Annotated in this window: 18 protein-coding genes and 1 tRNA gene; 6 read left to right on the top strand and 13 right to left on the bottom strand. The window is 49.8% G+C overall.

Annotated features, from left to right (window positions below; translation table 11 throughout):
* Positions 1-68: 68 nt before the first annotated feature.
* Complete coding sequence (gene arsS, locus JJD41_RS19515; RefSeq protein ID WP_200669133.1) at positions 69-1058, bottom strand: arsenosugar biosynthesis radical SAM (seleno)protein ArsS; 990 nt, start codon at positions 1056-1058, stop codon at positions 69-71.
* A 353-nt stretch (positions 1059-1411) separates the two neighbouring features.
* On the opposite strand from arsS, the gene JJD41_RS19510 reads away from it, so the two are divergent.
* A complete protein-coding gene (locus JJD41_RS19510; RefSeq protein WP_200669132.1) occupies positions 1412-2677 on the top strand; it encodes an IS701 family transposase in 1266 nt (421 codons plus the stop codon).
* 448 nt (positions 2678-3125) lie between these two features.
* Here the strand turns inward: JJD41_RS19510 and JJD41_RS19505 are convergent, their stop codons facing one another.
* Positions 3126-3293, bottom strand: a complete 168-nt coding sequence (locus JJD41_RS19505; RefSeq protein ID WP_200669131.1) for a hypothetical protein — start codon at positions 3291-3293, stop codon at positions 3126-3128.
* Between the two features lie 24 nt (positions 3294-3317).
* Between JJD41_RS19505 and JJD41_RS19500 the strand changes: the two genes are divergently transcribed.
* Both JJD41_RS19500 and ftsH3 read left to right on the top strand, forming a co-directional pair.
* Positions 3318-4397 carry a diguanylate cyclase gene (locus JJD41_RS19500; protein WP_200669130.1) on the top strand — a complete coding sequence of 360 codons (1080 nt, stop codon included), beginning with the start codon at positions 3318-3320 and terminating at the stop codon, positions 4395-4397.
* 274 nt (positions 4398-4671) lie between these two features.
* A complete protein-coding gene (gene ftsH3 / locus JJD41_RS19495) occupies positions 4672-6510 on the top strand; it encodes an ATP-dependent zinc metalloprotease FtsH3 (protein ID WP_200669129.1) in 1839 nt (612 codons plus the stop codon).
* A gap of 672 nt (positions 6511-7182) precedes the next feature.
* Here the strand turns inward: ftsH3 and JJD41_RS19490 are convergent.
* The 5 genes from JJD41_RS19490 to JJD41_RS19470 form a co-directional block, all read right to left on the bottom strand.
* Entirely contained in the window at positions 7183-8448 is a 1266-nt protein-coding gene (locus JJD41_RS19490) for a glycosyltransferase (protein WP_200669128.1), read from the bottom strand.
* A 347-nt stretch (positions 8449-8795) separates the two neighbouring features.
* Positions 8796-9968: a sensor histidine kinase gene (locus tag JJD41_RS19485; RefSeq protein ID WP_200669127.1), complete on the bottom strand. Its 1173-nt coding sequence runs from the start codon at positions 9966-9968 to the stop codon at positions 8796-8798.
* Between the two features lie 29 nt (positions 9969-9997).
* Positions 9998-10450, bottom strand: coding sequence for a helix-turn-helix domain-containing protein (locus JJD41_RS19480; RefSeq protein WP_200669126.1), 453 nt, complete (start codon positions 10448-10450; stop codon positions 9998-10000).
* Positions 10451-10612: 162 nt separating this feature from the next.
* Positions 10613-11332, bottom strand: a complete 720-nt coding sequence (locus tag JJD41_RS19475) for a response regulator transcription factor (protein WP_200669278.1) — start codon at positions 11330-11332, stop codon at positions 10613-10615.
* A gap of 103 nt (positions 11333-11435) precedes the next feature.
* On the bottom strand, positions 11436-12101 hold the full coding sequence (locus tag JJD41_RS19470; RefSeq protein ID WP_200669277.1) for a DUF2301 domain-containing membrane protein: 666 nt from the start codon (positions 12099-12101) through the stop codon (positions 11436-11438).
* An 83-nt stretch (positions 12102-12184) separates the two neighbouring features.
* Between JJD41_RS19470 and JJD41_RS19465 the strand changes: the two genes are divergently transcribed.
* Positions 12185-12802: a hypothetical protein gene (locus JJD41_RS19465; RefSeq protein WP_200669125.1), complete on the top strand. Its 618-nt coding sequence runs from the start codon at positions 12185-12187 to the stop codon at positions 12800-12802.
* Positions 12803-12932: 130 nt separating this feature from the next.
* Here JJD41_RS19465 and JJD41_RS19460 read toward each other — a convergent pair whose 3' ends face one another.
* The 3 genes from JJD41_RS19460 to JJD41_RS19450 form a co-directional block, all read right to left on the bottom strand.
* Complete coding sequence (locus JJD41_RS19460) at positions 12933-13733, bottom strand: SAM hydrolase/SAM-dependent halogenase family protein (protein WP_200669124.1); 801 nt, start codon at positions 13731-13733, stop codon at positions 12933-12935.
* A gap of 431 nt (positions 13734-14164) precedes the next feature.
* Positions 14165-14251: transfer RNA gene (locus JJD41_RS19455), tRNA-Ser, on the bottom strand.
* A gap of 131 nt (positions 14252-14382) precedes the next feature.
* On the bottom strand, positions 14383-15315 hold the full coding sequence (locus JJD41_RS19450) for a TIGR04168 family protein (RefSeq protein ID WP_200669276.1): 933 nt from the start codon (positions 15313-15315) through the stop codon (positions 14383-14385).
* Positions 15316-15478: 163 nt separating this feature from the next.
* Here JJD41_RS19450 and nadA point away from each other — a divergent pair, with 163 nt between their 5' ends.
* Positions 15479-16450, top strand: coding sequence for a quinolinate synthase NadA (gene nadA / locus JJD41_RS19445; protein ID WP_200669123.1), 972 nt, complete (start codon positions 15479-15481; stop codon positions 16448-16450).
* Positions 16451-16581: 131 nt separating this feature from the next.
* Here the strand turns inward: nadA and JJD41_RS19440 are convergent, their stop codons facing one another.
* The 3 genes from JJD41_RS19440 to surE form a co-directional block, all read right to left on the bottom strand.
* Entirely contained in the window at positions 16582-17637 is a 1056-nt protein-coding gene (locus JJD41_RS19440; RefSeq protein WP_200669122.1) for a permease, read from the bottom strand.
* A 377-nt stretch (positions 17638-18014) separates the two neighbouring features.
* Positions 18015-18212 carry a hypothetical protein gene (locus JJD41_RS19435; protein ID WP_200669121.1) on the bottom strand — a complete coding sequence of 66 codons (198 nt, stop codon included), beginning with the start codon at positions 18210-18212 and terminating at the stop codon, positions 18015-18017.
* 97 nt (positions 18213-18309) lie between these two features.
* Entirely contained in the window at positions 18310-19026 is a 717-nt protein-coding gene (gene surE / locus JJD41_RS19430; RefSeq protein WP_200669120.1) for a 5'/3'-nucleotidase SurE, read from the bottom strand.
* Positions 19027-19449: 423 nt separating this feature from the next.
* Here surE and JJD41_RS19425 point away from each other — a divergent pair, with 423 nt between their 5' ends.
* The gene (locus tag JJD41_RS19425; RefSeq protein ID WP_200669119.1) at positions 19450-23454 is read left to right on the top strand and encodes a 3'-5' exonuclease; all 4005 of its coding nucleotides are present in this window, start codon (positions 19450-19452) and stop codon (positions 23452-23454) included.
* Positions 23455-23550: the final 96 nt, after the last annotated feature.

Genomic DNA, 23550 nt, shown 5'->3' with positions numbered 1-23550 from the left:
AAAACACCCGGTTTCTATACTTTTCCCTCGATCGGTCAGAAACCGGGTGCTTCGATCTCGGCGCGGTCTCACACCAGGGAACCGCCACAACTCGAACCGCAACCTGCCGTGCAGCCGTAGCAATAGGGAGCCGTTTGCACGCGATCGCTCGCCTCTAGAGTTCCCCATTCGAGCAGTTTGGCGATCGTGAGCGCTTCACCACTTTTCGTGCGCGCCGGGAGTCCTTCCATTTGATTGAAATCGCAATCGTAAACATTCCCGAGATAGTCGATGGAGAGTTCGTCGCGACACATCAAATTCTCGACAGTGGCGGGGTTAAAATTGGCTTCGAGAAATTCTAAATAGGGGCGTTTGAGACCGTATTTTTCTAAGTGAAATTTCGTCCGTCCGATCGGTAAATTGGTAATCGTCAGTAAACGATCGAACTCGATTTGAAAATGCTGCCTTAAATAGGTTTTGTAAGCGGCTTCTAAGGGTTGTTGTTGTGGTGGTAAAGCAAATTTATCCCGAGCGGTGGGAACGGGAGGATTGTAAACTAAATCGAGGATTAAATTCGGGTCGCTGCCGTACCCCAATTGATTGAGCCATTGCAAAGCCCGAATCGAACCGTCGTACACCCCCGAACCGCGCATCCGATCGACGTTATCTTCTAAATAGCACGGCAACGAAGCGACGACGCGAACGTGATGGCGGGCAAAATATTCGGGAAGGTCTTGATATCCCGGCTCGAAATAAATGGTTAAATTAGAACGGACGATTACTTCTTTATTCGTTTCCCGCGCGGCTTCGACTAAAGGTTTGAAACCATAATTCATTTCCGGCGCACCCCCGGTTAAATCGACGGTTTCAATGCGATCGAAACGGCGGATGACTTCGATGAGTTGTTCGCACACTTCGGGGGTCATTTCTTCAGTGCGTTTCGGTCCGGCTTCTACGTGGCAATGAGTGCAAGCGAGATTGCAACGTTTGCCTAAATTGATTTGCAATACCTTGATGGATCGCTTGGTTAAGGGGGCGCCGAGTTGGGTTTGAAAGGGGGCGATCGAAGTCTGAATCATTGGCTGTACGGTTTGTGGGTGCAACAAGGGCGATCGCGCGATCGCTCTTGTGATGTTATCTCAATTACAGGTAACTCGAATGAGTTTTGCCTGAGAAATCGCAAATCACCCGATATTTGCCAAAATTGGGATAGGGCTGCGTATCAGTAGTTAGTTCATGGAATATGAATATTTTATACTCGGTTTATGCCAGCTCGTTGAAGCCTTGTGGAAGGCTAACCGCCCTATTTGGGTTCCCCGAGGGTCGATAGCGGCGAATTCTTTTGGCGGTGTTAGCGGTACTTAAACGGTAAAAAAGGTAAAATAAAATCAAAACCCTTGACTGACAAGGATTTAAGGTGGAGAGCGTCCCCATGAGAGAGACCACCCCAGCCGCCATGCCACCCTGCTTTGAGAAGTGGTGCAAGCGTTTCGACCCCGACTTCAAAACCCAAGCCCAAAAAAAGGGGTTTAGACACTATTTGGGAGGATTACTCGGAGAAAGCGAGCGAAAAAACATAACTCAGATGGCAAATGACTCGGTGGGAGTAGTTTACAACCGCTTACATCATTTTATAACGGAATCCCCTTGGGAGGAGAAGCGTATTAACGAACGTCGGTTAGCGGTGATGGACTGCTGCCATCAAACCCGAGTGGGTCGGGGATTTGCCTTATTGCTCGATGATACAGGACATCGAAAAAGCGGCAACTTCACCGCCGGCGTGGGAAGACAGTACATCGGAGAAATTGGCAAGCTCGACAACGGAATCGTGGCGGTAACGACCCATCTCTATGATGGCCAAAAAAATTTGCCTCTGGATGTAGAAATCTATCAGCCAGCCAGTTCCTTACCCTCAGGCCAGAAAGCGCCCTCTTTCAAAAAGAAACCCGAAATCGCTTTAGAACTAATTGACCGGAGTTTAAACAGAGGGTATCGACCGGGAATCGTCCTCATGGATGCCGGCTATGGTAACAACACAAATTTGTTAAAGGGACTCGAATCTCGCCGACTGAAGTATCTAGGAGCCGTCGCCAAAAATCGGACAATTTGGCTGAAGAAATCGGGAGAAAATCGACAAAAGATTCGCCTCGATGAATATGCCAAAAGCTTATCAGAAGAGGACTTCAGGTCAGTTTCTCTAAATTTAGACCAGCCCAAAACCCTGTGGGTGGCGACGGGTACGGCAGAGCTGTCACGTCTACAAGGAGAAAGAACCTTTGCTATCGTCATGAATGCAAGTTCTTATGCGGACGCGACAGAAATTGATTATTTGAGCTCGAATGAAGACTCCGAAAAAGTGACTGCCGAATGGGTCGTGAACACTTACTCAAAGCGAAACTGGATAGAAGTTTTCTATCGGGAAGCCAAAGGATGGTTGGGTTGGCGGGAATGCCAGGCGAGAGGTTTGAAGAGTTTACATCGGCATTTCATTTTGCTGTTTTGTGCCTACACTTTTATACTTTGGCAGAAGTTAACGGGCGGTTTACGAAGAAAGTGGGCGAACAAACCTTTAGAGACTTTTGTAGAGGCTTTAGAGGCTTTTCGTACCGCCATTTCTTTTCGCTTTGTGGAGTGGCTGACCTTCAATCGAGACCTCTTTGCCGCTTACAAAGCGCGTTTGGGCTTTATTTGGGGTTGAAATTTGTTTAAGTACCGTTAGATGAATCGATCGCAGAGAAATACAGAGGTCTAAAAACGTGAGCTCATCAATGAATCGATCGCTGTTTAGAGGTTAACGAGGTTTGAGAGCGGTTCGGTTGTTTGAGTAGACTTTTTTATTTCAAGAGTTCAAATCATTCAAATTATTCATTAACTGTACAAAATTTAATAATTGCGGGGGCGATCGCCCGTTGAATTTTTATGTTTGACTCGATGCTGGCGATCGCAAAATGGTCGATTAACAACGGAATAAATTTAAGAAAACATTAAGGTTGGATTAACCCCAATTGATTAAGCGAGAGTTATTTCGTGATTTTATTTAAGAAATATTGACGATTTTAAAAGACCGCTCGATCGCGGGGGTATTCTTTTAAAATCCAGAGGAGATCGATTATTATGGAAGTCAAGAGTTGTGCCAACATTTTGCATTATTGAGCATCTTTGAGTTGGGCAGTAGCCAGCCCCCGAGCGATCGCCTCAAACGAGCTGCGGGTCGGTAGATTGGCGATAGTTTTTACAAAAGTTTGCACGATCTCAACCCTGGAAATGCGATCGAAGCCTTGGGGAAAACTGTAGCTCGATTTCCTGACTTCCACTCATCCATTTCATTGAGGATCTGCATGTTGAGTCTCTCTACCCCGGACTTGTCTCGTGCGTCATTTTCCCGATTTCGCACGCCCACCTTCCATTTAGAATCCACCGTCCGCGAATTATCTCTTTATCAATTTCAGGTCGAATCCCATCGGTTGGGTAAAGAAATCGCCGAAGCCTTCGATCGCAATCCCCTACTTCCCGGCGTGGTTTTATTAGATAACGGCCAATTTGAAGGGATGATATCTCGCCGTCGCTTTTTCGAGCATCTCAGCCGTCCTTACGGACTCGAACTGTTTTTCAAACGCCCGGTTAAAAGCCTCTACCGTTTCGCCCACAGTGACGTTCTCTGTTTGCCCAGTTCCATGACGATTGTCATGGCAGCGCAAGCGGTCCTGCACCGATCGCCCCATGTGCTCTACGAACCCCTCGTAGTCGAAATGGCTGCGAACGACTATCGTTTGATCGACGTGCATCAACTCCTGTTAGCCCACGCCCAAATTCACCAACTGGCGACGGAGTTACTCAACAATCTCTATCAACAATTAGAGACGGCGAATCGAGAATTACAACGTCAGGCGAGTTTGGACGGACTGACCCAGCTCGCCAATCGCCGCAAATTTGACGAATATCTCCAACAAGAATGGTGGCGGATGACTCGGGAAAGACAACCGTTAGCCCTCATTCTATGCGATATTGATTGGTTTAAGTCTTATAACGACACTTACGGCCATCAAGCAGGAGATTGCTGCTTGCAGACCGTCGCCCAAACCTTACGTCATGGCGTGCGTCGCAGTACGGATTTAATGGCTCGTTACGGCGGCGAAGAATTTGCGGCGATCCTGCCGAATACCGATCTCGATGGGGCGTTCGCGGTGGCCCAACAGTTGAGATCGCGGGTCAAGGCACTCGATATCACTCATGGTGGTTGCGTTCCCCCTGGGGTCGTCACCCTCAGCGTCGGGGTCGCCAGTCAAGTGCCGAGTTCGGCGTCTTCCCCGCAAGATTTGATTGCGGCGGCGGATGGAGCGCTCTATCGAGCGAAAGAACGAGGGCGCGATCGCGTGGTAGTCTGCGACGAATGCGATGACCTCGCTCGCGATGCTTAAGTGACACCCGGCGGGCATTCGACCGGGATCGATTCCGGTGCAGTGGCGCCAATTCCCCAACGGCAAAGGCGGCGATCGCCCCTCTCTCATAAATCGCTCTAGCCCTTCCCCCGTAGGAGGTTGCGCGATCGCCGCCCCTCTTTTTCCCTTCCGTTAAATCCGTAAATATAGCACCCCCACCCCGGGTAAATGAAAATAGTGTTAACATTAATTAACAGTTAAAAGAAAAGGCACTCCCAAACGCCCTAGATCCAGTAATCCAGGAGGAATATCGGTGAATAAACGGTGGAGAAACGCCGGACTATATGTACTACTAGCGATCGTCGTCATCGCCTTGGCGACCGCTTTCTTTGACAAACAGCCGCAAACCCGCGAAACGTGGCGCTACAGTCAATTTATTCAAAAAGTAGAAAATAACGCCGTTGAAAAAGTCAGCATCAGTGCCGATCGCTCCAAAGCCTTAGTGCAAGTCGCCGACGGCAGCAAAGTCATGGTCAACCTGCCGCCAGATCCCGACCTGATCGACATCCTGACCCAAAACAACGTCAACATCGAAGTTGTCCCCCAAAGCGACGATGGTTTCTGGTTTAAAGCCCTCAGCAGCCTGTTCTTCCCAATCTTGCTGCTCGTCGGTCTGTTCTTCCTCCTGCGCCGCGCCCAAAGCGGTCCGGGTTCCCAAGCGATGAACTTTGGTAAATCCAAAGCTCGCGTGCAGATGGAACCGCAAACCCAAGTCACCTTTGGCGACGTCGCCGGAATCGAACAAGCCAAACTCGAACTGAGCGAAGTGGTGGACTTCCTCAAAAACGCCGATCGCTTTACCGCCGTCGGCGCCAAAATCCCCAAAGGCGTTCTGCTCGTCGGCCCTCCGGGAACCGGGAAAACCCTGTTAGCCAAAGCCGTCGCCGGAGAAGCGGGGGTCCCCTTCTTCAGCATTTCCGGTTCGGAATTCGTGGAAATGTTCGTCGGGGTCGGTGCCTCTCGGGTGCGCGACTTGTTCGAGCAAGCCAAAAATAACGCCCCTTGCATCGTCTTCATCGATGAAATCGACGCCGTAGGTCGCCAACGCGGTGCGGGTCTCGGCGGCGGGAACGACGAACGGGAACAAACCCTCAACCAGTTGCTGACCGAAATGGACGGCTTCGAGGGCAATACCGGGATTATCATCATCGCCGCTACCAACCGTCCCGACGTTCTCGACGCCGCCTTATTGCGTCCCGGTCGTTTCGATCGCCAAGTTGTGGTCGATCGCCCCGACTACGCCGGACGCCTCGAAATCCTCAAAGTTCACGCCCGAGGCAAAACCCTCGCCAAAGACGTCGATCTCGAAAAAATCGCCCGTCGGACTCCCGGGTTCACCGGGGCGGACTTGTCCAACTTGTTGAACGAAGCCGCAATTTTAGCGGCCCGTCGCAACTTGAGCGAAATCTCGATGGACGAAATCAACGACGCCATCGATCGCGTCCTCGCCGGACCGGAGAAAAAAGACCGGGTGATGAGCGAAAAACGCAAAACCCTCGTCGCCTATCACGAAGCCGGGCACGCCCTCGTGGGCGCCTTGATGCCGGATTACGACCCGGTGCAGAAAATCAGCATCATCCCGCGCGGTCGTGCAGGGGGATTGACCTGGTTCACTCCGAGTGAAGACCGCATGGATTCGGGCCTTTACAGCCGCGCTTACCTCCAAAATCAGATGGCGGTCGCCCTCGGCGGTCGGATTGCGGAAGAAATTATCTTCGGCGAAGAAGAAGTAACCACGGGCGCCTCGAACGACTTGCAGCAGGTAGCTCGGGTGGCGCGCCAGATGGTGACCCGCTTCGGAATGAGCGATCGCCTCGGCCCGGTCGCCCTCGGTCGCCAGCAGGGGAATATGTTCCTCGGTCGCGACATCATGGCGGAACGGGATTTCTCCGAAGAAACGGCGGCGGCGATTGACGACGAAGTGCGTAACTTGGTCGATCAAGCTTACCGTCGGGCGAAAGATGTTCTCGTCAACAACAAAACGGTTCTCGATCGCCTCGCGCAAATGCTGATCGAGAAAGAAACTGTAGACGCGGAAGAGTTACAGGAAATTCTCGAAACCTCCGACGTCAAAATGGCGGCGATCGCCTAAGTGCGATCGCAACCGTTCGGGAAGGCTGGCGCCCGGGGCGATCGCGCCGAGTCGTCAGCCCTTCCCCTCTGAAATCAAACAGACGGGTCAGTTCGGATCGAACCGAGAACTGACCCCATTTTTTTTGAATGGTTCGCCGACAGGCAGCCCTTTCAAGGTGAGCGACGCTCTCCCTCGAGAAGGCGCTGAGTAGACATGAGTAGACAAGTGGCGATTCACTATTCATTATTCACTTTTCACTTCAGTGGTTCGGAGGGGGCGCGATCCTCCTGACTCCTTTGGAGTCCCTGGGCGATCGCCCGGGAACCAACGACGGGCGATCGCCAGCTTAGTGCATCGGCTGAAGTATAATTTTGTCCTCCAGCCGTTCTCGGTCGGTCGCTCCTCCCCACTCGGTTCCGGACTTCCCCACTACTTCTTCACCCGATAGTCGGAAGATTTGAGATGGGGAAATAAAAAAGCGATCGCGATCGCGCCTAAAAGGATCGACAAACTCACCGAAAGAATGACGAAAACCAGCTCAACCATGAACCTAACTGCAAAACTGTCCACACCATAAATGGCCAGCCAGCAAAGCGTCAACTGAAGACCCTGCTGGCTGGCTCAAATTTATCGATTGATTTGAAAAACGTTAATGCCAAGAATTGGCAACGGTTATTTTAGATGGCGTTTCTAGGCGCTGACCGAAACCAATTGTTTCGCAGGTTCTTCCACGAGTAATTCCTCGTAGAGTTCGCTCAGTTGAGCGGCGACCCCTTGCCAACTAAATTTCTGCTCCACACGTTTTCTCGCTGCTTTCCCCAGTTGCAATTGCCAGTGAGGTTGGCTGAGAATGCGATCGATCGCCTTCGCGAAGGCTTCGTCATCTTGTGGCGGACAGAGTAACCCTGTTTTTTCACTGACGACGGTATATTGCAAGCCGCCGACGTCGCTGGCGACCACGGGGGTTCCACTGGCCATCGCTTCGATCGCCACCAAGCCGAACGGTTCGTAGTGGCTGGGAACGACGCAGACATTGGCCGCAGCATAGTATAAATGCAAGTCGTCATCGCCGAGACGTCCGGGGAAGCTGGTAAAGTCGCGCATTCCCAGTTCGTCTACAATGCCTTCGATGCGATCGCGCTCGATGCCGTCACTTTGTCCGGGACGAGATCCCCCCGCAATCGCGAGCTGGATATTCGCCAAGCCGCGTAACATCGACTGACCGACGGCCCGCACTAAGGTTTCGATCCCTTTGCGTTCGTCAAAGCGACCGACGTAAAGCACGACTAAAGCGGCGGGGTCGATGTCGAGTTGACGGCGGGCGTCGCGGCGGGAGACGTGACCGAAGCGGTCGATATCGGTTCCGCAGGGAATCACGTCGATATTGCCTTTGCTGGAAACGAGCGATCGCATGTGCTCGCGTTCTTGGGGACTGGTCGCGACGATGCGTTCGGCGGTTTCCAGACAAGTTTTCTCGACGTTCAAGCGAGTGGTGGCGATCGTCGGGACGACTTTCACCGAATTATACTTGACCGCGCCTAACGAGTGGTAAGTGTGGATTTGCTGGATCGACTGATGTTTTTTCAGTTCCATCCCCACTTTTGCAGACAGCCAGTAGTTCGTATGAACCAGAGGATAATAATATTGTTGTTGTTGTTGAAACTTTTGCAGTTGTTCGACAAACTCGGGCAGGTAGCCATATATTTCTTGTCTCGGGACGAACTCTTCCGGCCCTGCCACTAAGCGAATGGTTCGACAATTGGGACTGTGTTCGACGATTTCGGCATCGGAGGCACTGGCTTTGCGCGTAAACATATCCACTTGCCAGCCTTGCTGTCCGAGTGCTTCTCCAACTTGACGGACGTAGACGTTCTGACCGCCTGCCTCTTCTTTACCAATTTCGACGGCGGGGTCTCCATGAACGGAAACTAAGGCAATCCGCTTGTTGTCTCCCATGTTTTTCACTTGAATTCAACAAAGTTCGGTTCCCCCGTTTCGACTTGCGTCGTTCCGAGTACGATCGATCGCCCGATCGCTTCGGCGGCTATCCTTCCTGTGGGCGTGGTGTTCCATGCGTTCGAGATCGGATAACCCCTAGAACCTAGGCTGAGATTGAGGTGTTTTGCAATCGCGATCGATCGTTACCCCGATCGCACGCTTCACCGGGCATTTGCCCCGTCAATTCAGCCAATATCTCCGGTAGACCTCGCCTTGCGGCTAGCCGTCTAGCTCGGTGACATGCCAAGTTTAGCAGACTGATATGACAAAGAGATGACATTTCCTTGTCATTTGTATGTCAATTTTCACTTGGTTTCCTTAAAGTTCTGTAATGTTTTATACACTTGAGGGGGGTAGGGAGTCACTTCGTCGCGTCCTGCCGGGGTTTGGGCCGCTTTGAGGTAAAACTTAAACTGACTGCCGACGCCGAGTTCGCTTTCGACAAAAATCTCGCCCCCTTGCAGCTCGATCGAACGGCGGCAAATCGCTAAACCGATTCCCGTGCCTCGGGAATGGCGTTCGCGGGCTTTCGGCGATCGCCAGAAGCGCTCGAAGACATGGCCCAACTCGTCCGGGCCGATCCCTTCCCCCGTATCCGCCACGGCCACCCAAATCGACGACGACTCGCACCAGGCGCGCAAGGTAATCGAACCGCGCTCGGTGTAGCTCATGGCATTACCGATTAAGTTCACTAAAACTTGTTCGAGGCGATCGGGGTCGGCCAGCACGTTTGGCAGCTCTACCGGACATTCTAAAGCCAAACTCAGAGGTTCTTCAACCAGTTGCTCGGAAAATTTTTCCACCAAGGATCCGAGTAACCCCCTCAGATCGACCGCTTGCAAATCCACCGGAAGGTAACCTGCTTCCGCCTTCGACAGATCCTGTAAATCGCGCACCAAGCGTTCCAGACGCCGGGTTTCGGCGATCGAGCGACGGTAAATCGACGCCGACGGCGCGATCGCCCCATCCGCCAGTTTTTCTAAATTGCCCCGAATCACCGTCAACGGGGTTCGCAACTCGTGGGTCAAATCGGTGACAATTTCCCGACGGCGTTGTTCGACCCCTTCGAGAACCGTTGCCATTTGATTGAAACTGGCGGCGAGGCGGTTGAGTTCGGGAATATCGCTACTCGGCATTCGGCGATCGATCCGTCCTACGGCAAACTCTTGCGTAATTTCTTCCATCTCCAGCAGCAAACTCACCAAGCGTCGGGCGACCCAATAACTGAGTCCCGCCGCCGCCAAGGCGCCCACGCATCCCGATTGAAACGTGCTTTGGTGCCACGCACTTTTGAAGGCGACGAGTAAGGGAGTCAATTCGCCGAGGCTGACGCTATCGGTTCCCGCCAGTCGTTCGAGATGGACGACAAAGAAATCCGGCGCTAAAACTGTTCCGACGATTAAGGAACTCAGACCGCCGACGATCGCCACTAATAAATGCGATAAAAATAGACGAGATTGTAAATTTAACTGATTCACAATGGATTCACGAGAGTTGCATCGGGGAATCAGCGATCGGTTCGGGATTTGCGGCTTTTCACTTTTGCTTTGAGTTTGTAGCGCACCAGCTCGTAAACCGCCATATAAGAGGCATCGACGCCGAGTTCCTCTTTAAACCACTGCTGAATTTCCCCGTAGGTTGTAAATTCTTTTTTCTCTTTGACTTTTTTCTTTAATTCTTCGATCGCCCAATCGGGAATACTCGATTTTCTTCCCCCACTATGTCGGTCTTGTAATAATCCTTGCAATCCTTCTTTCTTATACAGTTTCAACCAATTTTGAACGGTTACCCGATGTTTGCCCAAGAGATTGGAGAGATCGGTTACGGTTTTGACTTGTCCGGTTTTGAGCAGGTAGAGCGCTTGCACGCGGAGAAACTTTTGAGAGGTTTTTTGTTTTCCTAACAGGGTTTTGAGTTCGTCAGCCGTTTCGGCTATTTCGATTTTCACGACTCCAGGCATAACCGTGCTTTCCGTCCGTCGGTGGGAATTTGCTATTTGTAGTCTAGCAACAATAAAATACGATAACGGGGGAAATCGTGAAAATTCTGGGACAATCGGGGATTTTCTCCGTCGAGGGGATAAAAGCTCCCTGGGGAGGGGCGATCGCGCGATCGCCTCTCCCTAATTGAGACTCGACGGCGTATCGTCTTCAAATTTGTAACCGACGCCGACCACCGTTTTAATAAAACGCGGTTGGCGCGGATCCGGTTCGATTTTTTTACGCAATCGGGCAATATGAGTATCGATAACGCGCTCGTTTCCGAAAAAGTTATCTCCCCAGAGATACTCGATCAGTTGGGCGCGATCGCACACCCGGCGCGGATGTTTGACAAATAACGTTAACAGTTTGAATTCTAAATGGGTTAAATCCAACACCGAGGCGGGTTCGTGATGGTAGTGGCGGTGAGCCACGTGGCGGTCCACATCGACGGTAAAACTGGCACTGCGGTACACCTGACTTTCGCCGCCGTGGCGCAAACTGCGCCGCAACAAGGCGCGGACTCGGGCGATCAGTTCCCGGGGAGAGAAGGGTTTGACAAAATAATCGTCGGCCCCGGTAGACAGTCCAATGATGCGATCGATTTCTTCCCCTCTGGCGGTCAGCATGAGGATGTACGGATCTTTAGGGATGTGTTGCTGTCGGATGCGGGCGCACACTTCCAAGCCGTCCAATCCGGGCAAGCGCAAATCGAGTACGATCAGATCCGGCGGCGAGGTGCGTACTGCTTCTAAAGCACTGAAGCCGTCATGACAAATCCGACAGCAAAAGCCTTCTTCTTCTAAAGATTGTTCGATTAACTCGGCGATGTCCGGTTCGTCTTCGACAATTAAAATGTCCATTGCCGTTCTCGCTGGATTCGCACTCAAGGGGGGAGTAGGCATGGAATTTAACCTTATGGTTAGGTGGTCAAGGGACGCCATCGATCGCGGGCGATCGCGAGATTTAGGAAGGGACGCGCGCCGATCGCTGTTGTTTGAGATACTCGAACACTGTTTTATCGCCGATATCGTCGGGCATGGCTTGAAATGCCTTTCTCAAGGCGAATACGACGAATAACACCGCCCAAAGCGCCAATAAAAACCGTTCCCCAACGGCGGGTAAGATACCGAAAAGATGGCCTAAAATCAGCATCGGCACCACGGGGGTGAGAATTTTAGTTTCCAAGCGGTTGAAACAAAAGGCTTCTTTAAAGTAAATTCCCGTAAGGGCGACGAAGGTAAAGCCCATGCCGAATAAGGCAATCGGGCGCTGATAAGCCGTCAGGGCGAGGGCTTCGGGATAGGACACAGCCGCCCAAACGGTGGCGATCGCCCCCGCACCCCACAACAATTGTAGTAAGCGATGCAAGGGAACTAGATAAATGTGAATGGTCAGCAAGCTGACGCCGAGGGCGAGGGAAAATCCCCCATACAGCCAGGTTAAAACTGGGGCGATCGCCTCGGTCACTCCTTGCCATAATACTAAGGTCGTCCCCACGGCGAAACACGCGGCGGCGATCGCCAGTCCCCCACGGTAAATCGCGACCCCGAGGCGATCGTCGCGATCGATGGTAAACTCACCAAACTGTCCTTGGTAAACAATCGGTTCGTCGGAATTTTCCTGAATCATTGTTTGTTCGTCAAACATTGACAGCAAAGTAACTGCACTCAAGATACACTTTAAAGGTGGAAACCTGCAAAGAGGCTCTCAAGATGTCTAAATCTAAAAAGCCCGCTAAAAATCAACCGTCAGCCTCGGCGATCGCTGGAGGAATTCAACTCGATGAGGGTCTCTTTGGCGTCAAGATTATCGATCGCCTTTCTAAAGAAGAGAGAAATATGGTTCTCTTAAAACGGGAAATTAAAGAGTTTGCCGAATTTCTCGAAGATTTTGTCGAACCCTTAGATCTAGAAGAGTTAGAATCTAAAGTTTCTAGCATCCTCAAGACGGAAGATATCGAGGTTAACAAAAAAAATCTTAAAACCTATCTGAATTATATTAAAAACAAAATCAGTTTGCCTTGCCATTTAACAGGTATCGAACCTTTTGCCTGGGAAGAAGACTATTTTGACTCTCCTCCCCATATTCAAAAAAAATCACCCAAGCCGAAAGCAACACTTCCCTCATTTGAAAATGTATTTCTGTTGTTGGGATTTGAAGAAAATGTTTCCCTTGAGGAAGGGATTAGAGTTCAACTCAAACGAACCTCCGATCGCCGTAAGTTTGTTTTACCTCTAGTGGATTTAGAGGTTTATGGAGATCTCGATAACAGTTATAAGGAAAATCACGAATTGCTCAATACGTATGAAATTTGGTTTGTGAATTATTAAACGAAAAAGGCAAAAGCCAAGAGGAGAAAAAGGGGATTCAATAGACGATGACAATATCCAAAAATCCCTCCCCTTTTAAGCAGATTTCCTAGATCTTTAGTGAAATCATCAAAAACATAAAAACTAAAATCTAAAATCTAAAATCTAAAATCAAATCAACCCTCGCCCCCACATCTAAACCAAAGCGATCGCGCGCGTTAGCGCCATTGACCGCTAATTCGACCCAACCGTGAGAACCGACCAGGGCGATCGCCTCATTCGATCCGACATCGGCATAAGTTTGGCCACTCGGAATCTGGCGATCGCCGAATGACAAAACCCAGGATCGTTCGCCCACGGCATCGCCGGGAATATTACTGATTAAATTACCAAAACGATCCACATATTGAATGCAACCGGAAAGTTGAGTCGGTCCGATTTGACAAGCAGGTAAGTCCGATCGGACTAAAGTTTCCGGAGCGATCGCCGTTCCTAAGTCGCTGAAGGGGACGCCACGGGCGAGATGGGCGCCGACCGGAGCAAAAATATCGCGTCCGTGAAAGGTAGTACTGGGGTTGGGGGTGCGCCAGTAGTGAGAATCCGTTAATTCGACGACGGCGATCGCCGGGTCGGCGCGATCGAGGATTCCGTCGAAGACGCCGTTATCGGGACCGACAAAGAAGGCGCCCTTACAGGCGATCGCGATCGCCCGCCGCCGACTCCCCACCCCCGGATCGACCACGACCACGTGAACGGTTCCTATAGGGAAGTAGGCGATCGCCGAGGCGAGAGCAAAACGGGCCGCCACGATATTTTGTGGGGCAATCTGGTGGGTGAGGTCGATGACGCGCAACGCCGGATCGATGGAGGCGATCGCCCCTTTCATGACGCCGACATAGGGATCGCTCAAGCCAAAATCGGTTAACAGCGTTATGAGCCCGTTTCCCTGCATGTTGCTCGTCTCCCGCGATCGACAAGCGAGGTGCGGAACTGTCCCACACCTCAACCACTATCTACGATGAATACTCCTCCACCTGCTACGCGAGGTGGCGGTGTCTTGATTAGAAGGGTTTATCCCTCCCGACAGGCGGTATTCTCGCCGTGTTCTGGGAACTTTTGCCCAGAGACACCCCCAAGTCGTTTCCGCTATGGGGCTTGGAGTGAAACTTTGACCCGGAGTCCGACGTGTATCAACCGACTCCACAGGATTTACAGGGTGCTTCTCCCTCAGTTGAGAGGTCGTGTCTCCGGGGTGTTCGGAAATCTCAGTTCCGCCCTTTACCGTACCGCTCAAGATGTATAGCATCCTAACATAGAAACCGCCGCTCCTTAACCCCCACCTGTTCCTAGGTGGGGGAATGCGTCGCTATTTTGGTTCAAAAACGGAGAGGGGGAGATTCGAACTCCCGGAGCCCTTGCGGACTCATCTGATTTCAAGTCAGACGCAATCGACCACTCTGCCACCTCTCCATTTGGCACTCTTTCAATCTTAGCGTGCCTGCCTCGCAAAGAAAACAGGCATTTTGAGAAAATTTCGCCTCAGAAGAGATCGAAATCGCGATCTAGAATCTAAACTCTAACCGCTAACCCCTAAAATCCGCTTAAGCCAGTTGACGCATGGCTTTACCGGGATTCTCGTAGAGAATTTGTTGGGCGATCGCCTGGAAATGGCGATCGAGCCAAACGAGACGAGCATCGGTGACGACGCCATTTTCTAAGGAAACGAGGAAAAAGTTACGTTTGACGTCGGTTTCGGTGACGATAACGCGCGGAACGCAGGCGCCGTTCAAGTATAAGGTGCCTGTGGCGTCCACGTGGGTCGATCGTCGCTGCCGTTGTTTGGTGTGGCGCAAGTTATGGTGCATGTGACCGAAAGTCACTAGGGGAATCGTTTTTCCGAGTTGGCGAGTGGCGGCGATCGCCTCTTGAAAATCGGGATCGCCGAAGTCGCCGCCGATCGGATTCCAATCGCGACCGCAAGGGTCTTCTGGTAAGGAACCCAAGCCATAGGGGCCGTTATGTCCGAGAAAAATAATCGTATCGCAGCTTGTTTCGCGAACGGCGGCGAGGATGCGATCTCGGGATTCTTCCATGCTGTTGACGCCGAAGCGATCGCGATAAAACTCGGCATATTTCCACTCCGGACCGCCCCAACTAAAGGGACGAGTCCCCACTACACTCAAACCGTACTCGGGAAAGTCCAAGTGAGCGTAACCGACGTGAAAATCATCGGTGATTTCTAGTTGGTCGGCGACCCAATCTTCGGTGAGGCGATCGTAAGGGCATTTTTTCCGCCCCCAGTGGGTGGCACTGTACCAAGCATCGTGATTGCCGAAAACCAGAGCTTTGGGTAAGTCCAGATCGGCGATCGCCCGCACGACACGAAGGCATTCGTTACCAAAATCGCCGACAAATAAGACTAAATCGACTCCTAACGCCTTCAGCGCTTCTGCATCTTCTTTTTCCCATTGTTCGTGAACGTCCCCGACGACAGCCACCGTCAAGGACTGTTGCTCAAACTGGCGATCGCTCATGACCCGTTTTACCTTACTTTTCCCATAAACCCAGCATAAGCAAGGGTTGGCTCGTTTCGCTAGAACTCCTGCGAGGATCCGACGGCGATCGCCTGTCATTTTTGGTAAAAACTACTATAATTTCCAATAACGATAACGAACGAGCTAAGTTCAGGCCATAACTGTGTTTACCTCCACCCTTGTTCCCCGAGACACGACCGGATCGAACGACCTGCCCGACGATTTATTCGAGGCGATCGCCGAACTGAAGCGAGAACTCAACGCCGTCATTCTCGCCCACTACTACCAAGATCCCGACATCCAAGACATCGCAGACTACATCGGCGACTCCCTGGGCTTATCCCGTCAAGCCGCCAACACCGAGGCAGAGGTCATCGTCTTTGCTGGGGTTCACTTTATGGCAGAAACGGCGAAAATTCTCAACCCGAACAAACTCGTCTTACTGCCAGATTTAGATGCGGGCTGTTCCCTCGCCGACAGTTGCCCGCCCGACGCCTTCGCCCAATTCAAAGCCGCCCATCCGGATCATTTAGTCGTCTCTTATATCAACTGTTCGGCAGCGATCAAGGCGATGAGCGACATCATCTGTACCAGCTCTAACGCCGTCAAAATTATCGAACAACTCCCCCCGGATCGACCGATTATTTTCGCCCCCGACCGCAATCTCGGGCGTTACGTAATGGAACGGACCGGGCGCGATTTATTGTTGTGGGAAGGCAGTTGTATCGTTCACGAGACCTTTTCCGAGAAAAAGATCGTTCAACTGCAAATCGAACACCCGGACGCGGAAATCATCGCCCATCCCGAATGCGAAACCCCGGTATTGCGTCACGCCAACTATATCGGTTCGACCACGGCCCTGCTGCAATACGCTAAAGAAAGTCCCGCTTCGGCGTTTATCGTGGCGACGGAACCGGGCATCATCCACCAGATGGAGAAAGAAGCGAAGGACAAGCAGTTTATCCCCGCACCTTCGACCAGTAACTGCGCCTGCAACGAATGTCCTCACATGCGTCTGAATACCCTAGAAAAATTATACTTATGTATGAAAAATCGCACCCCAGACATTAACTTGCCCGAAGACATTCGCGAGGCGGCATGGCAACCGATCGCGCGGATGTTGGAAATGAGTTAAACGATCTGCTGCCATCGATCGTGCGATCGATAGCAGCAGATCCCGCCGTAAGGGCGAAAAATTTTTCGCCCCGATCGCAAAACCAGCAACTGTCCAATTGACTCGGAGAAACTGGGGTTTCGATGCCCATTTCAACCCACTTTTAAGTTGTAAATTAGGGTAAACAAAAAAGTCAATTGAGCGGTTAGCGCCATTAAATAAACTACCGCACGACCTTTGAAGATCGACAGGAGTAAACCCAGGGCTTTTAAGTCAATCGTCGGACCGAATACTAAAAATGCCAATAACGATCCGGTGGTAAAGCTCGACGCAAACGAGAGGGCGAGAAAAGCATCGACCGTGGAACAAATGGAAACGACACTGGCGAAAGCTAACATGGCCAGAATCGAACTGACCGGACCTTGACCCAAACTGAGGATGATATCGCGGGGAATGCTGACTTGGACGATCGCGGCGATCGCGCTACCCACCACTAAAATACCGCCGAGTTCTCGCAATTCTTGCAGTGTATTCTCGACAAACAAGCGAATTCGCCAGCGATCGACCCCGGAAAACCGAAATAAACCGATCTGGGCGTTCCCCAGTTGAGGGAGCGGAGTCGTCTGGACGGCGGTCGTATCGAGCCGCATGGGCTGTTCCCCTTGCCCTAATAAAAAGGTTCCCGACTGTAGTAATGGCGAAATACTTTGGGCTTTTTTTGCTTCCGGCGTCGGTTCGGGAGCGGATTGCGGCATGGCCCGCAACACCGACGGCTGTAGCAGGGGGCGCAAGTCTTTCTGAAAGCTGAAGATCCAACCAATCGTCGTGGCAATGGCGAGGGAAAATAAGACGCGCCACAGAACCACTTCCGGTTGGTCGCGAAAGGCGACCCAAGTAGACCAAATGACGATGGGGTTAATGGTCGGTGCGGCGAGCAGAAAACCGATGGACACCGAGGAAGGGACGCCCTGGAGCAATAAGCGACGGGCCACGGGAATGTTGCCGCATTCGCAGACCGGGAATAAAAAACCGATCAAACTTCCGGCCAAAGCGCCGAGGAGGGGATGTCGGGGTAAGATCGCAATCAGCTTGCGTTCGTCTACAAATAAGAGCAATAAGCTCGATAACAATACCCCCAACAACAGGAAGGGCATTGCCTCGACCATTAAACTCATCCAAAGCGTGAAAGCATTATTTAACTGATTCATCCTTTCGGCAGGTGTGGGTGTTGAGGAGCCGAGATCGAATCGTCAAGGGTCTGTTGCGAGATTCGCAATGACGACGATCGATCGCTGCGGGCGAACAGGGAGGATTCAAGGGCGCTCGGGGAGAAAAGCCGAGCGGGTTATCCTAGGAAATCATATTGCGCAATTACAGCCGTTCGGCGAGTTAAGCAGCATAGGATTGCGATCGCAAAAAAAACTACTTCAACACTATACAAAATTGGGGGATCGGGAGAGAATGGGGGAAGGCACCCCTGTCCGTCGGCGCCCTGGGATCTCGTGAGGCTATTTCCCTACAGAGCAGAGGAAAAGGGCGCTCCAGTCGTTGCGCGATCGCCGTGACGTTTTTTTTTGAAGCATTTTTAGATGCGTTGCTCGGCGATCGATAAGGTGGACGAAGACCGCTTCGATTGAACCTTCGCCAACGGCGATCGCGCGGTTTTGCAAACGGGGGAGGTCAACGGTGGTGGTTCGCGTTGGCTGCGATCGCCGCGCGTCCCACAAACTGCAAGACGATCGCGGGCGATCGATCCGGATTGGCGAACAGTGGGGGTTTCCAACAGCGATCGTTCCCGGTTGAATTCTGTGGAGTTTTAAGGCTCGATTTTTGAGGGTTTTGCGCCTATATTTTCACTTTTTCCCGTTCTGAATTGTCCCTTAAATCCCCTGGACAAATCTAGGCACCGCGATCGCGCGGACAGATAACTGAGTGATGGCGATATTGCCGGAAAAACAAACATCGACATCGGTTCCTGTTTCCCGGGGGCGATCGCCGTAGCGCCCGCTATAGTGAAAATAATCCCCTTCAATGTGATAGTCAATGGGCAGGGGTTGGGAAGAGTTCTCACATAAAACAATTTCCGGCTCGCGATCGCCCGGTTCGAGATAGGGTAAATTGACATTCCAAAAACACCCGGGTTCCGGGGGGCGATCGAGCAGATCGGCCAAAATCCGACTGGCCCAATGGGTCGTTATTTCCCAGTTAACGGGTCGTCCGCCTTGACGATACTGAGAAATGGCGATGCCGGGAACGCCGTGAAAGGCGGCTTCGCGCACGGCGGCCACGGTTCCGGAAATGTAGATATCGACCCCCATGTTTCCCCCCGAGTTAATCCCGGAAATCACCCAACTCGCCTCCGGATATAAGTGAGAAAGAGCGATCCGGGTACAATCGGCGGGGGTTCCGGCGATCGCCCATGACGTACTCGAACGGCGATCGACGTGAATGGGGTTTCTCGTCGTCACTTGATGACCACATCCGGAGAGTTCGTCTTGGGGAGCGGCGATCGCGATCGCCCGTCCGTCCAGCGCTTCGCATAATGCCGCCATTCCCGGCGCGTCGATCCCGTCGTCATTGGTGAGAATTAAGGTCATAACTTTGGTGATTCCACAGCTTAATGAGAGATGCAATAATCAAGCTCAAGTTAATTGTATGATTATCGATCCCCTTCCCATTCAGCTTATTTTATGTAACCATAAAATAAGACAAAACAACCCCTCAATTCTACTATAAGAGGAGATTGCCAAGTGTACATATATATTACGCCTCGCTTTAGAGACAAAGAAGAGCTTTATTCACTCCACAGACCAATAGAACGACTGATCGAAGATAGTCAAAAGGCAGATGAAACCTTTGTGAAAACCAATTTATTTCAAACCCTGCGATCGTCTTACTTAAGAAAAGACCACAGGCGTTATCGATTCATCGGATCGATCCAACAAGTTGAACAAGAAAAGATTTTGTGTCTTTTAGAGATTTTCGACCACGATCGAGACTACAGACAATTTTCAGATCGATTGAGAGACACCGGAAAAACAGACTTAGAAGACCTTCTCGATCCTGAAGAGCTGAAAAAAGCAATAGAAGCGCAAAAAGCATCTAACCTTCCCTCATTTCGTTGGCGCGTTCCTCCGGATATGCAACCTTGGTTAGAACTCCCCGCTTGGGGGATAGATGCCAACGATTTAGTCATTTATGAAAGTGAAGAATGGGTCACCCGATTTAGAAAACCAAACATTAAAGATTATTGGCAAACCTACTATCAACTGATTGGTGATATCGCTCAAAACAGCGATATTGGCGAATCTTTACCTGGATGGCCTCAAGTTAGGATGTATGGTGAAAGCCAAAGTATTGTTTACAGTCAAATTTTGACTGCAGATACTCCCCCCAGGCATATTTTATTTTTAATTGCACCCTTTGAAAATCTACCTGCTGAAGCAGACATCTTGCAGTTAGGTCGTAAAAATAAATTTTATGAAAGTGCAAGCGATAATCTATTTAGTGGCGAAGTTCCTATTGAGAAGTTAACTGTTTTTGCCCAGCGCTCTTATCCGGATTATTTATTAGCTGACGATAAATGCTGGCTGGAGATCGAACGGGAAGAAGAAGCGAATCTAGCCCTTTCCGCAGAAGAAATGCTGCTTTTAGAGTCCGTGTCTAGTTTGACAACCGATCGCTCTTCTTTACCAATTTTTATTAATGGTCGAGCCGGGAGTGGCAAATCTACGATGCTACTTTATCTATTTTCTGACTATTGCCACCGCAAATATTATAATTCTCAGCAAACAGAGCTTTCAGGAGATCCTTTATTTTTAACCTATAACGAGCGGTTGCTCGAAGTTGCAAAAAAAGGTGTACAAAAACTCTTAGTGTCTCACCATCGTTTTCAGTCAGAACGCACGACCGACGATCCGATCCCCGATGTCAGTTCCTTTTTTAAGCCGTTCCAGAAATTTTTAATAGAACTGCTTCCCTTAGAGTATCAAAGAGAGTTTTCTGCTGAAAACTATATTTCTTTCTTTCGATTTAAGAAATTATATGAAAATAATTGTCGGTTACCTCAAGCCAAAAAATGGAATGCAGAGATTTGCTGGCATGTGATTAGAAGCTTTATTAAGGGATATCGACTAGAAGGAGAAATTTCGCCGTCCGACTATCAAACCACAGAAATTGTCAATCGCCGCGATCGCACGATAGAAATTAGTGACTATCAAGAAATTTACGAAACCATTTGGGAGCGATGGTATAAATCTACGGCGCAAGAGCATCAATATTGGGACGATCAAGATTTAATCAGAAAAGTTCTAGAACTCGATTCTTATGAATCGGATTATGCGGCTATTTTTTGTGATGAAGCTCAAGATTTCACGCGGATCGAACTACAGCTCATTATGAAGTTGTGGAAGCTTTCCCAATACGATTTACAAAGAATGCCAATTTTTTCGCTGCCGTTTGCATTTGCCGGAGATCCTTTACAAACGTTGAATCCCACGGGATTTCGGTGGTCTACAGTTAAAGCGGCTTTTCATGAAGCAATTCTGAACGAACTGGAACTAGAGATCGACCTCAACCTCAAAGAATTAGAATTTAATTATCGTTCAAGTCCTCCGATTGTCCGGTTTACCAACTTAATTCAATTTTGGCGTAGCATTATTTTTAATCTACCGGATTTGAAGCCTCAGAAAGAATGGAGAAAGGTAGATTTTCCCGATCCCCAAAAATTCATCTTAGATCGCCAAATTTCTTTGCAGCAGTTCAAAGAATACGTGAAAGACACGATTATCATCGTTCCCTGTGAAGAAGGGGAAGAAAATGAATTCGTGCAAAATGATGAAATCCTCAGTCAAATTTTTGTAGATATTGGAGAGGGAGAACCCGTTAAAAATATTTTGAGTGCGATCGCCGCTAAAGGATTGGAATTCAAAAAAGTAATTCTCTACAAGTTTGGAGAAGCGTGCAACCCGCAAATTTGGAATCAAGATACAGTCAACGATTGTCCCATTGAGTTTGAATATTTTTTCAATAAATTGTATGTCGCCGCCAGTCGTGCAATGGAGCGCTTATTTATTATTGATTCCGAAGTAGGGGATGCTCAACTCTGGAGGTATGCGAGCAGTCAAAGCGAACTCGATCGATTTTTGAGCCATTCGAGCAATAGAGAACTTTGGAAAAATGCCATTCAATTATTAAGTAGTGGCGGCGTAACGACGATTACAGATATTTCCGAAGACAATCCGCTTTTAATTGCCCAAGAATTTGAAACGAAAGGTTTAAATTCACAAAATCCAAGATTACTCAAACGAGCTAAACAGTACTATAGTTCAGTGGGGGAAAGTCAAAAAGCGGATTGGTGCGAAGCTTTAGCCTTACAATTTGAAGAGCGCTTTCGTGAAGCCGGACGAGCTTTTGTCAATCAATGCGAATACGAACGTGCATGGGATTGTTTTTGGGAAGGGATGTGTTGGGATGATTTGCTCGATTTAAGCGATCGCCACGATTACTATAAAGATCGTCTAGCGGTAAATTTAGCCGAGTTTATGGTGGATCGCGCGCGAACCGATCGCACTCTTTTAAAGTTTAATGAGTTTTTAGAAAAATGTATTGTTCAAAAACATATTGGGTCTCCTTTTTTACCGCAATGGAAAACAGCGATCGCCGAATTTAAGTCTCGCATTGCCAAGATCGATCCAGGATCTTTTACCCGAGAACAATGGTTGAAACTGGGTTCTACTTTTAGCGAATTAGATCGATGGGGATATTCATCGATGTTGCGAGCGGCGGGAGAAGCATTTTTTAAAGCGCAAGACTATCACAAAGCTGAAGATTGTTTGGCCAATGGTAACGCCACCGAAATTCCTCAGTATTATTTATCCCAAGCTGAAATCAATCCTTTCCCCGAAAAGATAGAATGGTTGGCGAAAGCAGGTGCGATCGATCGCATCGTTCGAGCATGGGAAGAAGCGGGAAAACCGACGAAGATGCAACCTGCTTCCTTAAAAACTGTTGCCTCGGCTTTAGAAAAGGAAAAGCAATACACCTGTGCTTTGCGTTTATATATTGAACTAGACGAACTTGAGAAAGTCAAAGAATGCTTTGCTCAGAGTCAAACTGAAGGGGATGAAAAACTGGAGATTCTTGGGGCTTTAGTGACCTATTTAATCGAGCGTAATCAGTGGATTGAGGCGATCGCAGACATTGACCGAGAGTTCTCGACAATCGCCGGATCCGAAACGCAAAAATTACGGCTAAAGTGCGATATCGTGCGCGCTATTGCTTACTCGGATTTAACCTCCATCGATATGAATGTGGAGAACCGCCAACGATACGAACAATTCATGGAGCAAATTTTAAGTCAGAACGATTGGGAATTCCATCTTTCCATGCAACAGATCGGTTCTGCGCTTGAAAGAATTGGGGGATTGGTTGCTACCCTCAAGTTCTACGAGCGATTTATTGGGGATTTAGCTACAGATCTCAAAGAATTTGCCCGACAACGTTGGATTGTCACGAAAAGAAAGCAAGCCGATTATTTTGCCAATCAAGGGCAGGTTTATCGCGCTGACGATATTCGGTATGACTTGGAAAATCGGTTACGCGAGTGGGGGATTAATCCCACGATTAAATTTCCTTTTTATCCGTCATTGCCTAAATATAATAACGATCGCGACGATCGCGTACAAGTTGACGGGTTATCTGCTGATATCGATCTTCAACGTCTTGATAATGGAAATATCAAGTTTAACGTTGGCGATCTCGAAATTAAAACGCTGGGGACGGCAGAAAATCGCTTGTTTGCAATTGAAGATCAAACGACGTTCGATAATTTCAAGTTTCACTTACAAAAGCGCCAACGAAGCGGGGATGCTAAGGTTCGAGAAAAGCATCCAAGTCGTCAAGATCGATGGGGCTTGGAAGTCATCGATAGTGGCTATGAGGTCGAGATCGATTTTACGCAAGAGCGCCCGACGATCGAACTCACTTTAAAGGCGATCGACGCCAAAATTCTGCTGTCATTTTAAGGGAACGAGTAGGGAGATCGCACTACCGTATCCGTCCCTCAATTTTTCTCAATTGTTTGAAAAACGGTATAACCCGTCCATTAGATCCAATCGAAA

Source organism: Oxynema mangrovii CENA135 (genome assembly GCF_016632315.1).
Lineage (GTDB): Bacteria > Cyanobacteriota > Cyanobacteriia > Cyanobacteriales > Laspinemataceae > Oxynema > Oxynema aestuarii.
The sequence above is the reverse complement of the archived record's forward strand: the minus strand, read 5'-3'. Positions and strand labels throughout refer to the sequence as shown.